This window comes from Salinilacihabitans rarus (assembly GCF_024296665.1).
GTDB classification, from domain to species: Archaea; Halobacteriota; Halobacteria; order Halobacteriales; family Natrialbaceae; genus Salinilacihabitans; species Salinilacihabitans rarus.
This window is the reverse complement of the sequence record NZ_CP100762.1, coordinates 1,760,419-1,773,388: the sequence shown is the minus strand read 5'-3', so window position 1 is coordinate 1,773,388 and position 12,970 is coordinate 1,760,419. Positions and strand designations below refer to the sequence as shown.

12 protein-coding genes and 1 tRNA gene are annotated in these 12,970 nt (G+C 67.7%); 4 read left to right on the top strand and 9 right to left on the bottom strand.

The genetic code is table 11. From position 1 onward, the window contains the following. Nucleotides 1–6 precede the first annotated feature (6 nt). Nucleotides 7–315 carry a transcription initiation factor IIB family protein gene (locus NKG98_RS09280; protein WP_254769375.1) on the bottom strand — a complete coding sequence of 103 codons (309 nt, stop codon included), beginning with the start codon at nucleotides 313–315 and terminating at the stop codon, nucleotides 7–9. Nucleotides 316–550: 235 nt separating this feature from the next. Between NKG98_RS09280 and NKG98_RS09275 the strand changes: the two genes are divergently transcribed. The 4 genes from NKG98_RS09275 (at nucleotide 551) to NKG98_RS09260 (ending at nucleotide 2,636) form a co-directional block, all read left to right on the top strand. Continuing rightward, on the top strand, nucleotides 551–724 hold the full coding sequence (locus tag NKG98_RS09275; RefSeq protein WP_254769374.1) for a hypothetical protein: 174 nt from the start codon (nucleotides 551–553) through the stop codon (nucleotides 722–724). Between the two features lie 46 nt (nucleotides 725–770). Further along, a tRNA-Leu gene (locus NKG98_RS09270) sits at nucleotides 771–853 on the top strand. A gap of 186 nt (nucleotides 854–1,039) precedes the next feature. Next, nucleotides 1,040–1,867, top strand: a complete 828-nt coding sequence (gene dacZ, locus NKG98_RS09265) for a diadenylate cyclase DacZ (protein ID WP_254769373.1) — start codon at nucleotides 1,040–1,042, stop codon at nucleotides 1,865–1,867. A gap of 1 nt (nucleotide 1,868) precedes the next feature. Next, complete coding sequence (locus tag NKG98_RS09260; RefSeq protein ID WP_254769372.1) at nucleotides 1,869–2,636, top strand: mechanosensitive ion channel domain-containing protein; 768 nt, start codon at nucleotides 1,869–1,871, stop codon at nucleotides 2,634–2,636. Between the two features lie 86 nt (nucleotides 2,637–2,722). Here the strand turns inward: NKG98_RS09260 and nrfD (NKG98_RS09255) are convergent, their stop codons facing one another. The 8 genes from nrfD (NKG98_RS09255) to NKG98_RS09220 form a co-directional block, all read right to left on the bottom strand. After that, the gene (nrfD, locus tag NKG98_RS09255; RefSeq protein WP_254769371.1) at nucleotides 2,723–4,096 is read right to left on the bottom strand and encodes an NrfD/PsrC family molybdoenzyme membrane anchor subunit; all 1,374 of its coding nucleotides are present in this window, start codon (nucleotides 4,094–4,096) and stop codon (nucleotides 2,723–2,725) included. Continuing rightward, nucleotides 4,093–4,830: a sulfate reduction electron transfer complex DsrMKJOP subunit DsrO gene (dsrO, locus tag NKG98_RS09250; RefSeq protein WP_254769370.1), complete on the bottom strand. Its 738-nt coding sequence runs from the start codon at nucleotides 4,828–4,830 to the stop codon at nucleotides 4,093–4,095. The genes nrfD (NKG98_RS09255) and dsrO overlap by 4 nt, the downstream gene beginning before the upstream one ends. Next, the gene (locus NKG98_RS09245) at nucleotides 4,830–7,310 is read right to left on the bottom strand and encodes a molybdopterin-dependent oxidoreductase (protein WP_254769369.1); all 2,481 of its coding nucleotides are present in this window, start codon (nucleotides 7,308–7,310) and stop codon (nucleotides 4,830–4,832) included. The genes dsrO and NKG98_RS09245 overlap by 1 nt, the downstream gene beginning before the upstream one ends. A gap of 254 nt (nucleotides 7,311–7,564) precedes the next feature. Continuing rightward, nucleotides 7,565–8,092, bottom strand: coding sequence for a TorD/DmsD family molecular chaperone (locus NKG98_RS09240; RefSeq protein ID WP_254769368.1), 528 nt, complete (start codon nucleotides 8,090–8,092; stop codon nucleotides 7,565–7,567). Next, the gene (nrfD, locus tag NKG98_RS09235) at nucleotides 8,085–9,458 is read right to left on the bottom strand and encodes an NrfD/PsrC family molybdoenzyme membrane anchor subunit (protein ID WP_254769367.1); all 1,374 of its coding nucleotides are present in this window, start codon (nucleotides 9,456–9,458) and stop codon (nucleotides 8,085–8,087) included. Before nrfD (NKG98_RS09235) ends, NKG98_RS09240 begins: the two co-directional genes overlap by 8 nt. Then, nucleotides 9,455–10,183, bottom strand: coding sequence for a 4Fe-4S dicluster domain-containing protein (locus tag NKG98_RS09230; protein WP_254769366.1), 729 nt, complete (start codon nucleotides 10,181–10,183; stop codon nucleotides 9,455–9,457). Before NKG98_RS09230 ends, nrfD (NKG98_RS09235) begins: the two co-directional genes overlap by 4 nt. Continuing rightward, nucleotides 10,183–12,654 carry a molybdopterin-containing oxidoreductase family protein gene (locus tag NKG98_RS09225; RefSeq protein WP_254769365.1) on the bottom strand — a complete coding sequence of 824 codons (2,472 nt, stop codon included), beginning with the start codon at nucleotides 12,652–12,654 and terminating at the stop codon, nucleotides 10,183–10,185. Before NKG98_RS09225 ends, NKG98_RS09230 begins: the two co-directional genes overlap by 1 nt. Continuing rightward, nucleotides 12,647–12,904: a 4Fe-4S ferredoxin N-terminal domain-containing protein gene (locus NKG98_RS09220; protein WP_254769364.1), complete on the bottom strand. Its 258-nt coding sequence runs from the start codon at nucleotides 12,902–12,904 to the stop codon at nucleotides 12,647–12,649. The genes NKG98_RS09225 and NKG98_RS09220 overlap by 8 nt, the downstream gene beginning before the upstream one ends. Between the last annotated feature and the right edge of the window lie 66 nt (nucleotides 12,905–12,970).

The window sequence follows — 12,970 nt, the reverse complement described above, 5'->3', positions numbered from 1 at the left end:
TCTCCCTTACCACCGCGGCGGTTCGAGTCCCGCGTTCGCCAGCAGTTCCTTCCACCGCTGCTGGATCGACAGCCGCGAGACGTCGGCCGCGTCGGCGACCGCTCCCTGGGTGCGGCCGTCGCCGGCCACGAGCGACCCGGCGTAGACGCTGGCCGCCAGCACGGCCCGCTTCGATCGGTCGGCCTCCGGCACGTCGGCCAGAAAGAGGTCCGTCGCACACGAGCGCGCCTCCGAGGAGAGGTCCAGACGGTCGGCGATCTGGTCGAGTTCCTCGAGCCAGTCGGCGTGTTCGACGCGCTCCCTCGCGCTGTACATGGCCCACGCTAGCGCGGCAACTGAAATAAACGTACGGATCGCCCCACGGGCGGCCGTCGCCCAACGACGGCCTGTCTCGTGCAACGTTCGCCCGGCAGTTCCCAACGTTCAGATACGAACGACTAGTGAAACCGGCCGTTCGCACGCGATTTCACTAGGTCACTGTTACTAAAGCAATACGCCTCCGAAGGTCGGGCGACGCCGGTCGCTCGCGGCACGGTCCGCGCGTGCTCTCATGAACGAACCAACGTGTAAACTCGTCTGTACCGGTTGCGGCCTCGAGATGCCGTACCGTGATCGCGCCCTCGCGGAGCAAGCCGCGGAACTCCACCAGTTGCGCGACTCCGAACACGTCACGTTCATCGTCCCCCCGGACTGGTCGCCCGAACAGCCGGTGACCCACGAGTAGCGCGGACCGACAACTTCTTACTCGACTCGCGGGAACTCGGCGGTGAGCGCGGGTAGCCAAGTGGTCAACGGCGCAGCGCTTAGGACGCTGTCCCGTAGGGGTCCGCAGGTTCGAATCCTGTCCCGCGCATCCATCGTGTGCGGGCCGGCTTCGCCACCCCTCGGCAAACGCTCAAAGACGCCTGCAGACGGTCCCGTTCGCTCGCCGACGACCCGCCACGAGCTACTTACATCTGACACCGGCCGGAGATAATTGACAGTCACGCGTCAGACGGTCCAAAACGCTTATTCGCGCGCGAACGGCTTGTATGTATCAATGGCCGGATTAGACGACGTGTTCGCGGATCTCTTTTCGGGTGCCGACGCCGTCATGCTCTTCTCCCCGAGTGGCTCGTACTACGAGCGGGTCACGTCCATCGGGGACGACGACGAGGGGGGGCCGGACGTCGTCGTCGTCGGCACGGAGAACGCCGTCGGCGCGGACGTGTTCGTCGAGTTACCCCTCGCGTTCGAGAACGTCTCGGAACGGATCAAGTTCGGCATCGAGGGGGGACTCGACGACGGCGTGATCGACGACGGCGACGAGTTGGTCTGCGCGACGAGCGTCTTCAGCGACGGCATCGACACCGTCTCGCGGGTGCGCGCCGACGGCGACACCCACACGGGCATCTACGACCTGTTCGTGAAGTCCCGCGCCGACCCGGAGGTGATCAAGTCGGTGCTCGAACTCGCGATCGAACTCGGGAAGAAAGGCCAGAAGGGCAAGCCCGTGGGCGCGCTGTTCGTCGTCGGCGACGCGGGGAAGGTCATGAACAAGTCCCGCCCGCTGTCGTACAACCCGTTCGAGAAGTCCCACGTCCACGTCGGCGATCCGATCGTGAACGTGATGCTCAAGGAGTTCTCGCGGCTCGACGGCGCCTTCGTCATCTCCGACTCGGGCAAGATCGTCTCGGCGTACCGCTACCTCGAACCCTCCGCCGAGGGCGTCGACATCCCGAAGGGGCTTGGCGCCCGGCACATGGCCGCGGGCGCGATCACCCGCGACACCAACGCGATCGCGATCGCCCTCTCCGAGAGCGACGGGATGGTACGGGCGTTCAAAGGCGGTGAACTCATCATGGAGGCAGATCCGGAGGACTACTGACATGGTGGCGTGGCAGTCCCTCATCGACGAACCGGCCGTCGTAGCCGCGGCGGTGCTGGCGCTCGGGATCGTCGTCGGCTACCTCGTCGGCCGCCTCAACAAGGAACTGCTGAGCGCGGCCGGCGTGCCCGACGCCGTCGAGGGGACGCCGTTCGAGCGGACGGCCCAGTCGATCGGAACCTCGACCGTCGAGATCATCGCCCGCCTGAGTTCGTGGTTCATCTACGGCATCGCCGTCCTGACGGCGATCCACATCGCGCAACTGCTCAACACGAACGCGTTCTGGCAGACCGTCGTCGGCTTCATCCCGCAGGTGTTCATCGCCGTTCTGGTCGTCATCGTCGGCTTCATCGTCGCCGACAAGTCCGAACTCGTCGTCAGCGAGTACCTCCGTGGGGTGAAACTCCCCGAGGTCTCGATCATCCCGAAGGTCGTCAAGTACTCCGTCCTGTACGTCGCCTTCCTCGTCGCCCTCGATCAGATCAACGTTCAGGTGCTGGCGCTGCAGATCCTGCTCGCGGTCTACGCCATCGGCGTCGTCGTCGTCGGCGCGTTCGCGTTCAAGGACTTCCTCGTCTCCAGTGCCGTCGGCATCTACCTGTTGCTCGACCAGCCCTACGGCATCGGCGACCGGGTTCGAATCGGCGAGCGAACCGGGATCGTCCAGGAGGTCGACCTCTTCGTGACGAAAATCGAGTCCGACTCCGAGGAGTTCATCGTCCCGAACCGGCAGGTGTTCGAGGAGGGGGTCGTCCGGATTCGGGAGTGAGCCACCCCGCGCGGTCGGAGAGACGAGAGACGAGAGAAGCGTCGACCGCCGCCGGCCCGCGCCGGCGCGCTATCGACGCCCGTCGCTCACGACGAGGGGTCCCCCTCGCCCGATTCGACGCCCCGGCCGCCGTCGGCGACCGCCGGGTCCGCGTCGGCCCCGGGACGCTCCTCACTGCCGACGCCGAGCGGGGTGCCGCCGCCGGGTTGCAGCGGCAGGAAGCGCAGGCCGAGGGTGACCAGCAACGCGCCGAGAGCGACGATGCCGACGGTGACGGCGAGTTCGACGACCGTCGGCGTGTAGCTGCCGGCGGTCGCCCAGATGTCGGCGCCGAACCCCGTGTAGTCGGTGCCGGTGGTCACGCCGGGGGCGGCGTCGATGTTCAGGTCGGTGTAGCCGGTGAAGACGAGGTAGACGCCCTCGAAGAGGATGCCTACGATCGCCGCCACGCTCGCGGCGAACACCGCCCCGACGTTGCGCCGCAAGGAGGGAACGGCGAGCAGTGCGATCGGGATGGCGCCGCCGACGACCGTCCACAGCCAGAAGTGGACCGTGTCCCCGACGAGGAACGCGCTCGTGATCGACCAGAAGTCGAAGTGCGCCGCCCACGCGTGGGGCAACCGCTCGGCCGCCACCAGATAGACGACGTGCACTGCCACGAACACGCCCAGCACCTTGCCCAACTCGGGGACGAGCGCCTCGGGCAGGCGGAAGCGGGTGAGCCGATCCGCGAGGATGGCGGTCACCAGCAGCAGCGCCAGCCCGGAGACCAGCGCCTTCATGATGAACATCGGCGCCACCAGCGGGTTGAACCAGTCGCCACGCCCGATCTGCGTCGCGAAGATCCACCCCGTCACCGAGTGCAGCGCGATCGCCAGCGGGATCGCGACCGCCGCCGCCCAGAACGCCCGCTTGCGGTCGCGTTCACGACCCTCGGGCGTGTCCTCGACGCCGAAGGCGAGCCGCGAGCCCATCTTCGCCAGATCGCGCCGGGTCAGCAACCAGAGGTAGCCGGCGCTAAAGAGCCCGTAGAGGACGACGATCGCGAAGTCCCAGACCATCGGCGAGCGGAAATCCGGCGACGTCAGGAAGCCGGTGATCCGGCTCGGCCGCCCCAGGTCGGGCAGAATCAACAAGCCGGCAACGACGATACAGCCCAGACTCAGGAGAACCCCGAGCGCGGCGAGACTGTCGTAGCGTTTCGAGTGGAAGAACTTCGGCGCGCTCGAGATGATCAGTCCGCCGGCCGAGAGGCCGATGAAGAAGACGAACAGCATGATGTACAGCCCCCACGAGAAGACGTTGTCCATGCCCGTGACCGCCAGCCCCTGCTGGAGCTGGTAGATCCACGCCCCCAGCCCGACGAGCACCAGAACGGCCAGCAGGCCGACCCACGCTTTCCCGCGGCTGCCGAACCGCGGGACGAGGACGCCGGCCTCCGCTCTCGCGTCGGTGCTCATTGGCTCTCACCTCCGTCGGTCGCGACGCCGTTCGGGTTGCCGGTGACTTTCTTCTCGGTCCCTTCGAGTTCGTTCCCGCTCCGCGTCCGGCCGGGGGTCATCTCCCCGCGGACGTAGTAGGTGTTCGGGTCGGTCTCGAGGTCGTCGAGTAGCTGGTCCGTCTCGTACTTCTTGACGTACCGCGAGACGGTGCTGTCGGGGTCGTCGAGGTCGCCGAAGATCCGCGCGTCGGCGGGGCAGGCGACGACGCAGGCCGGATCGAGGTCCTCCTCGACCCGGTGGCTGCAGAAGGTACACTTCTCGACGACGCCCTTCCCGCGTGCCTCGACGTTGCCGGTTCCCTCGGACGGGACCGTGATCGGATCGTCGTAGTTGAACACCCGGGCGTTGTACGGGCAGGCGCTCATGCAGTACCGACAGCCCATACACTTCTCGTAGTCGATGGTGACGATGCCGTCCTCGCGCTTGTAGGTCGCGTTGACCGGACACACCTTCACGCACGGGGCGTTGTCACAGTGCTGGCAGGCGAGTGGCAGGTGATTCATCGACAGCGTGCCGTCGCGTCCCCCCTCGGGGTACTCGCCGTCGGGCGTGTCGACGTTCTCGCCGCCCTCCGTGAGGATCCGGTTCCACTGTTTGTCGAGGGAGACGTTGTTCTCGTGGCTGCAACTCACCGCGCAGGCGTGACAGCCGATACACCGCTCCAGGTCGATCACCATGCCGTAGTTCGTCATCAGTCGTCACCTCCGGTGGGGACCCCGTCGACCCAGTCGGCCGGCTCGGGGTCTTCGTACTGGCTCGCGTCCACGTCGGGCGCGGGTTCGACCTCCGCCCGGACGTCGTAGAAAGCGAACGTCGGCGCGAGGTCGTTGACCTCCATGTGGGTGAGGTCCTGCAGGTTCCCGTGGACGTAGTCTTCCGTCCACCACCCCTGATCGACGTTGATCAGCCCGGGGCGCATTCCCTCGTTGTACGTCGCCTTCACGACCACCTCGCCGCGGTCGTTGTAGACGCGGACGTAGTCGCCGTCCTCGATGCCCCGCTCGGCCGCGTCCGACGGGTGGACGTCGAGCGTCGGCTCCGGACTGAACTTCCGGGTCATGGCGCTGTCCGCCCACTGCGAGTGGATGCGCCACTTCGAGTGCTTCTGCATGAACAGCAGGGGGTACTCGTCGGCGAGTTCGTGGTCGTCGGCCGTCCGGTCCTCGATCGGCCGCGGGAGGTCGAGGACCGTCCCGTCCTCCTCGACGGGCTGGTCCTCGTCGTAGATCTCGATCCGGCCGGTGTCGGTCGGGAACGGCTCGGTGTACTTGATCACGTTGTCGCTGACGCGGATGTTCCCCTTCTCGCGCAGTTCGTCGAAGTCGAACCGGTCGTCATTCGCGGCGATTTTCTCCAGTTCGGCGTGCTTGTCGCCGAGGAACAGGTCATCGTAGCCGAGCGCCTCGGCGAGGTCGGCGATGATGTAGTAGTCGTCCCGCGCCTCCCAGAGCGGTTCGTGGGCCTTCGTCCGGTAGGAGATGTGCGGGTGCGAGCCCCACGCGTCGGTGATGTCCTCGCGCTCGAACCAGTGGGCCGCAGGCAGGATGATGTCGGCGTGCTGGACCGTCGGCGTGCGGTGGAAGTCCGCCATTACGAACGTGTCGACGTTCTCGAGGAGTTCGATCCAGCGCTTGCGGTCCGGGAACTGGTTGACGAGCATGTTCGACTCCATCCCGTAGATCGCTTTGATCGGGAAGGGGTCGCCGTGCTCTAGCGCGTCGGGCACCTCGTGCATGAACAGCGTCTGGGTCCCCGCTGCACCCTCCGGACTGCCGTAGTCGCCGCTGTGGAGCGACGTCCCGGATGGGTGGTGAGACTGGATCGTCCCCGACTTGCCGTAGTCGCCCGTCAGCGCGAGCAGGATGGCGTAGGTCTGTCCGAACACGTGACCGTACTTGTAGCGTCCGATCGCGTAACTCGGGGCGATACCGCCGGGACCGCGCGTCGCCAGCCAGCGAATCGCCGTCCGGATGTCTTCCGGGTGGAGGTCGGCGACCTCCGCGACCGCCTCCGGCGAGTACTCCTCGACGTGGTCCTCGAGGAGCGACAGCGACGTCGTCGCGGCGACGCCGTCGACCTCGTACTCGCCGAGGAGTTCGACGTTCGCGTACGTGTCGGGTTCCAGCGGGACCGGGTCGCCGGTCTCGGCGTGGATTCCGACGACGCGGTCGTCGTCGGCGCCGCCGCCCACGTCGCGCATCCGGAGCATCTCGCCGGTGTCGTCCCGGACGAGCGCGCCGGCGGTCGTCCGCTCGCGGAGGAACTCCGCGTCGTAGGTCTCCGCGGCGAGCACCTCGTGGATCATCGCGAGCGCGAGGTGCGTGTCCTTCCCCGGCTTGATCGGCAGCCAGAGGTCGGCCTTCGCCGCCGTCGTCGTGTAGACGGGGTCGACGACGACCAGTTTGGCGCCGCGCTCTATCGCGTCGAGGACCTTCGACGCGTCGCTCTGGAACTGGCTCGCGAACAGGTCCGAGCCCCAGACGATGATCGTGTTCGCGTTGACCCAGTCCTCGGACTCGTTTGTCGGCGGGAGGAAGAAGCCGTGGCCGGTGATGCGGTTGAACCCGACGCCGACGTTCGAGTCGATCGACCAGGCCTGCTGGGTGCCGCCGAACATCGCCGCGAGCCGTCCGAACAGCGTCGTCCCCCTCCCGTTGTCGCCGGAGCCGGTGTGGAAGAAGACGCTCTCCGGACCGTACTCCTCCCGGGCCCGTTCCATCCCGTCCGCGACGTACCCGATCGCCTCGTCCCACGAGACCTGCTCGAACTCGGCGTCGGAGCCGCGCCCCTCCGGGTTGGGCTCGCCCGGAGACCAGTCGCTCCGTACCATCGGGTACTTCAGCCGCTTCGGGCTGTAGACGCGCTGGACGTGCGATTGGCCCAGCAGGCAGCCCCGACGGTACCGCTCGTCGTCGGTCATCTGCGGTTCGACGAACTTGATCTGGCCGTCCCTGACGTGGACGTTGAGCGGACACTTCCCCCGGCAGTTCGGGGCACACGCCGTGTTGAGCACCTGCGTCTCGTCGAAGAGATCGGTAACCGTCCCGGCCCGGTCTACCCCGTCGAGCGACCGAAGCGAGGACGCCCCGCCGAGTCCCAGTACGCCGGCGGCGGCGCCCGCGGAGAGCAACACCGACCGTCTGCTGACCTCGGTGCGGTCCCGGCCGCTCATGCGGTCCCCCCGACGACCGACACGCTCCGGCCGGCGCCGAGGCCGGTTCCGTCGCCTTCGATCGCTAAATCGTCGTCTGTATTACCCATCGTAATTCCTCCGGCCGCTACTACGGGCCGCGCCGCCGAGCGCTCAGTGTCGAATAATTCAGCCATTTATAACGCGTCCGCGAACCCGTCGGCTCTCCGCCACGGCGTCGCGAAGCGGTACGTGACGGACGACGGCGATTCACGACCGCCGGAGAAAGGGGCCGCCTAGAGGTCGACCGCGGTGGCGGTCGCCCGGGCGAGCGCCGCGTAGTAGGGCTCGCTGGTCTCGCGCTCGACGTCGGCGAGGAACTCCCCGAGCCACTGGCGGGGGTGTTCGTCGAGGAAGCGCTCGCAGGCTTCCGGCTCGCCGCGGTCGAGGAGGTAGGCGGCGAACTCGAGTTCGGTCGCGACGTGGTCCGGCAGGTCCGGCCAGTCGGGGTCGAGCCCGAGGTCGTACGCCCGGTACCACTCGACGACGTCGCGCGTCGACGGCCCGAGCACTGCCCCGTTCTCGTCGCGGTAGACGCTCTCGTACGGCGGGCAGGTCGGCTCGCCGGGGCCGACGAACAGTCGCGCGTGCTCGGCCCGGAGCGGGCTGACCGCGGCGTCACGGACCGCCGGGTCGATCCGGCCGAGCGCGTCCGCCGCCGCGTCAAGCAGGTCGGCGGTCGGCCGCCGCCAGCAGCGGGCCAGCACGGCGTAGCCCTCGGCTAGCTGACGCCCGTCGTCGAGTCCGGACGGCGTCTCACTCACGACGATCGGCCCCCGCGTCGGCGTCGGTCTCGCGGCCGCCGTCGGCGACCGCCGGGTCCGCGTCGGGCGCGGTCCGGTCGCCGCCCGCACCGACGGGCGCGCCGCCGCCGGGTTGCAGCGGCAGGAAGCGCAGGCCGAGGGTGACCAGCAACGCGCCGAGAGCGACGATGCCGACGGTGACGGCGAGTTCGACGACCGTCGGCGTGTAGCTGCCGGCGGTCGCCCAGATGTCGGCGCCGAACCCCGTGTAGTCGGTGCCGGTGGTCACGCCGGGGGCGGCGTCGATGTTCAGGTCGGTGTAGCCGGTGAAGACGAGGTAGACGCCCTCGAAGAGGATGCCTACGATCGCCGCCACGCTCGCGGCGAACACCGCTCCAACGTTGCGCCGCAAGGAGGGAACGGCGAGCAGTGCGATCGGGATGGCGCCGCCGACGACCGTCCACAGCCAGAAGTGGACCGTGTCCCCGACGAGGAACGCGCTCGTGATCGACCAGAAGTCGAAGTGCGCCGCCCACGCGTGGGGCAACCGCTCGGCCGCCACCAGATAGACGACGTGCACTGCCACGAACACGCCCAGCACCTTGCCCAACTCGGGGACGAGCGCCTCGGGCAGGCGGAAGCGGGTGAGCCGATCCGCGAGGATGGCGGTCACCAGCAGCAGCGCCAGCCCGGAGACCAGCGCCTTCATGATGAACATCGGCGCCACCAGCGGGTTGAACCAGTCACCACGCCCGATCTGCGTCGCGAAGATCCAGCCAGTAACGGAGTGCAGCGCGATCGCCAGCGGGATCGCGACCGCCGCCGCCCAGAACGCCCGCTTGCGGTCGCGTTCACGACCCTCGGGCGTGTCCTCGACGCCGAAGGCGAGTCGCGAGCCCATCTTCGCCAGATCGCGCCGGGTCAGCAACCAGAGGTAGCCGGCGCTAAAGAGCCCGTAGAGGACGACGATCGCGAAGTCCCAGACCATCGGCGAGCGGAAGTCCGGCGACGTCAGGAAGCCGGTGATCCGGCTCGGCCGCCCCAGGTCGGGCAGAATCAACAGCCCGGCGACGACGATACAGCCCAGGCTGAGCAGGACGCCGAGCGCGGCGAGACTGTCGTAGCGTTTCGAGTGGAAGAACTTCGGCGCGCTCGAGATGATCAGTCCGCCGGCCGAGAGGCCGATGAAGAAGACGAACAGCATGATGTACAGCCCCCACGAGAAGACGTTGTCCATGCCCGTGACCGCCAGCCCCTGCTGGAGCTGGTAGATCCACGCCCCCAGCCCGACGAGCACCAGAACGGCCAGCAGGCCGACCCACGCTTTCCCGCGGCTGCCGAACCGCGGGACGAGGACGCCGGCCTCCGCTCTCGCGTCGGTGCTCATTGGCTCTCACCTCCGTCCGGGAGGGAGACGTCTTTGCGCTCCGTTCCCTCCAGTTCCTTGCCCACCCGCTGCCGGCCGGGGGTCATCTCGCCGCGCACGTAGTAGGTGCTCGGCGACGTTTCGAGGTCCTCGAGCAGCCGGTGGGTCTCGTACTTGTCGACGTACCGCGAGACGGTGCTGTCGGGGTCGTCGAGGTCGCCGAAGATCCGCGCGTCGGCGGGACAGGCGACGACGCAGGCCGGATCGAGGTCCTCCTCGACCCGGTGGCTGCAGAAGGTACACTTCTCGACGACGCCCTGTGGCCGTTCCGGGACGTTGCCGGTCCCCTCCGCGGGGACGTGCTCGGGTTCGTCGTAGTTGAACACCCGGGCGTTGTACGGGCAGGCGCTCATGCAGTACCGACAGCCCATACACTTCTCGTAGTCGATGGTGACGATGCCGTCCTCGCGCTTGTAGGTCGCGTTGACCGGACACACCTTCACGCACGGGGCGTTGTCACAGTGCTGGCAGGCCGTCGGCTGGAAGTCCATCGAGAGGCTCCCGGTGCCGTCGCTGCCGTCGACGGGGTAGCTCCCCGACGGCGTCTCGATACTGTCACCACCTTTCGTCAGCACGCGGTTCCAGACCTGACCGAGACCGACGTTGTTCTCCTCGGTGCAGGCCGTCGAACACGCCTGACAGCCGATGCACCGTTCCTGGTCGATTACCATGCCGTAGTTCGTCATCAGGTATCACCTCCGTTTCCCGAGTCGGTGAGCCACGGGGCTCGCTCGGGGTCCGTGTACTGGCTCGTGTCGACGTCGTCGGGGGCCGGCTCGACCTCGACGCGGGTGTCGTAGAACGCGAAGTTCTCGATCGCGTCGCTGACGTCGGTGTGCGTGAGGTCGTTGTGGTGGCCCCGGACGTAGTCGTCTCCCCACCAGCCCTGGTTGACGTTGACCATCCCGGGCCGGTAGCCCTCGTTGTGTCGGGCCTTGACGACGACTTCGCCGCGGTCGTTGAAGATGCGGACGTAGTCGCCGTCCTCGATGCCCCGTTCCTCGGCGTCGCTCGGGTTGATGTCGACGACCGGTTCGGACTCGATCTGTCGCAGGTACGGCATCCGCCCGAACTGCGAGTGGATCCGCCAGCGACTGTGTTTCTGGAGGAAGGTGAGGGGATACTCGCCGGCGAGTTCGTGGTCGGGACTCGTCCGACTCTCCATCGGGACCGGGACTTCGAGGGACGTCCCGTCCTCGGAGGGGGCGTCCTCGTCGTAGATCTCGAGGCGCCCGCTGGGGGTGTTGAACTCGCCCTGCCAGATGATCTCGGGGGCGCTGTCGTCGAAGAAGGTCCCCTTCTCGCGGAGGTCCTCGAGGGAGAAACGCTCCTCGGCGTCGAGGACCTTCCGCAGCGTCGTCTCGCGGTCGCGGTCGAAGTGCTCGCCGTAACCCAACCGCTCGGCCAGCCTGACGAGCATCCAGTGGTCGCTCTTCGATTCCCACAGCGGTTCGTGGACCGGTTCGCGGTAGCGAACGTGTGGCTGGGTCCACGATCCGGTGACGTCCTCGCGCTCGAACCAGTGGGAGGCCGGCAGGATGATGTCCGCGTGCTGGACAGTCGGCGTGTGTTGCATGTCCGCCACGGCGACCATGTCGACGTTCTCGAGAGCGTCCAGCCACTCCTGGCGGTTGGGCATCTGGTTGGCGGTGAAGTTCGAGGCCATGGCGTACATGGCCTTGATCGGGTGGTCGTCCTCACCCGCCATCGCCGAGAGGATGCCCTTCTGCTGGAGCGACCGCGGGCCGGGCGCGCCTTCGACGCCGCCGTAATCGCTCGCGAATCCGCCGCCCTGGGTGATCCCGCCGGTCACGCACCCGCTCATCCCGTACTGTCCGAGCAGGGCGAGCAAGATGGCGTACGCCTGACCGAAGACGTGGCCGTAGACGTACCGGTCGACGCCCAGTCCGGTCAGGATGCCGCCCGGGCCGCGCGTGCCGAGCCAGCGAACGGTCTGCCGGATGTTCTCGGCGTCGACGCCGACGTACTCCGCGATGTCCTCGGGGGCGTACTCGGCGGCAGCCTCCCGAATCTCCGTCAGGCCGGTCGTCACCGTCTCGCCGTCGACCTCGTACTCGCCGAAGAGGGCGTACTCGCCGTACGTTTCGGGTTCGAGGGCGACCGGGTCGCCCGATTCCGCATCGAGCGCGACCGGCGTCTCCTCGTCGCCGTCCGCGAAGACGTCGGCGGTTTTCAGCAGGGAGCCGTCTTCCCGAACCAGGGCCGGCCCGAGCGTGCGCTCCCGGAGGAACTGTTCGTCGAGGTAGTCCTCCTCGAAGGTCGTGTGGATCATCGCCATCGCGAGGTGGCCGTCCTTGCCGGGTTCGACCGGCAGCCACAGGTCGGCCTTCGTGGTCGTCGTGTTGTAGACGGGATCGACGACGACGATCTTCGCGCCGTTTTGTTTCGCGTCGAGGACCTTCGACGCGTCCATCTGGAACCGGCTCTCGAAGACGTTGCCGCCCCAGATGACGATGGTGTTGGCGTTCTCGATGTCCGTCGCCTGGTTGGTCGGGGTGTTGAAGTACCCGGCGCCAGTGACGCGGCGGAAGCCGAGGCCGACGTTGATGTCGATCGACCACGCCTTCATCGTCCCGCCGAACGCGCCGGCGAGGCGGTTGTAGACCGTCCCACCGATCCCGTCGGTCCCGGAGCCGAGTTCGAAGTAGACGCTCTCGGGCGAGTACTCCTCGCGTACGCGAAGCATCTCGTCGGCGACGTAGTCGAGGGCCTCGCCCCACTCGATGCGCTCGAACTCGGCGTCCGGGCCACGCCCCGACGGATTCGGGTCACCGGGCGACCAGTCGGCCCGTTTCATCGGGTACTTCAGCCGCGTCGGGTTGTAGGTCCGCTGGGCGTGGCTGAGCCCGAGCGTACACGAACGCTGGTAGTCCTCGTTGTCGGGGACCTTCGGTTCGACCTTCTTGATCTGCCCGTCGCGGACGTGGACGTCCATCTGGCACTTGCCGCGACAGTTCGGCGAACAGTATCCGTGGAAGACGCCGTTCCGGTCGAGGAACCGCTCGACGTCGTGGACGGTTCCGCCGCGCTCGCCGAGCGACTGGAGGCCGCTGCCGCCGACGCCCAGCACGCCCGCGGCGGCACCCGCCGAGAGCAACACGGACCGCCTGCTCACGCCGGTGTCGCGGTCACTCATCGGCGCCCCCCGGCCCGGTCGGGCGCTCGTCGACGCCGAACTCCGCGAGGACGTCCTCGTGGTACTTCTCGTGGAACTCCGTCTCGGACATCCGTCCGATGCTGACCCGGACGGCGTCCCGACTCATTCGCTTGCCGAGTTCGGAATCGTACGGGCCGTCCGCGAGAATCTCGTCGGCCGCGTCCTCCCACGTGTCGGCGTCGACCCCGACCGCTTCCTCGTCCGTCATCCGATCGTCTACGTCGTCCATCGTGACACCTCTACAGTACGGTAGGTACCCGTCGGCCGAACCAGCGAGTGCGAACAGTTGCCCTCT

What these genes read in the sequence shown, in the direction of transcription:
- NKG98_RS09280 (WP_254769375.1), bottom strand. Translation starts at nt 315, where the DNA reads ATGTACAGCGCGAGGGAGCGCGTCGAACACGCCGACTGGCTCGAGGAA.
- NKG98_RS09275 (WP_254769374.1), top strand. Translation starts at nt 551, where the DNA reads ATGAACGAACCAACGTGTAAACTCGTCTGTACCGGTTGCGGCCTCGAG.
- dacZ (WP_254769373.1), top strand. Translation starts at nt 1,040, where the DNA reads ATGGCCGGATTAGACGACGTGTTCGCGGATCTCTTTTCGGGTGCCGAC.
- NKG98_RS09260 (WP_254769372.1), top strand. Translation starts at nt 1,869, where the DNA reads ATGGTGGCGTGGCAGTCCCTCATCGACGAACCGGCCGTCGTAGCCGCG.
- nrfD (WP_254769371.1), bottom strand. Translation starts at nt 4,096, where the DNA reads ATGAGCACCGACGCGAGAGCGGAGGCCGGCGTCCTCGTCCCGCGGTTC.
- dsrO (WP_254769370.1), bottom strand. Translation starts at nt 4,830, where the DNA reads ATGACGAACTACGGCATGGTGATCGACCTGGAGCGGTGTATCGGCTGT.
- NKG98_RS09245 (WP_254769369.1), bottom strand. Translation starts at nt 7,310, where the DNA reads ATGAGCGGCCGGGACCGCACCGAGGTCAGCAGACGGTCGGTGTTGCTC.
- nrfD (WP_254769367.1), bottom strand. Translation starts at nt 9,458, where the DNA reads ATGAGCACCGACGCGAGAGCGGAGGCCGGCGTCCTCGTCCCGCGGTTC.
- NKG98_RS09230 (WP_254769366.1), bottom strand. Translation starts at nt 10,183, where the DNA reads ATGACGAACTACGGCATGGTAATCGACCAGGAACGGTGCATCGGCTGT.
- NKG98_RS09225 (WP_254769365.1), bottom strand. Translation starts at nt 12,654, where the DNA reads ATGAGTGACCGCGACACCGGCGTGAGCAGGCGGTCCGTGTTGCTCTCG.
- NKG98_RS09220 (WP_254769364.1), bottom strand. Translation starts at nt 12,904, where the DNA reads ATGGACGACGTAGACGATCGGATGACGGACGAGGAAGCGGTCGGGGTC.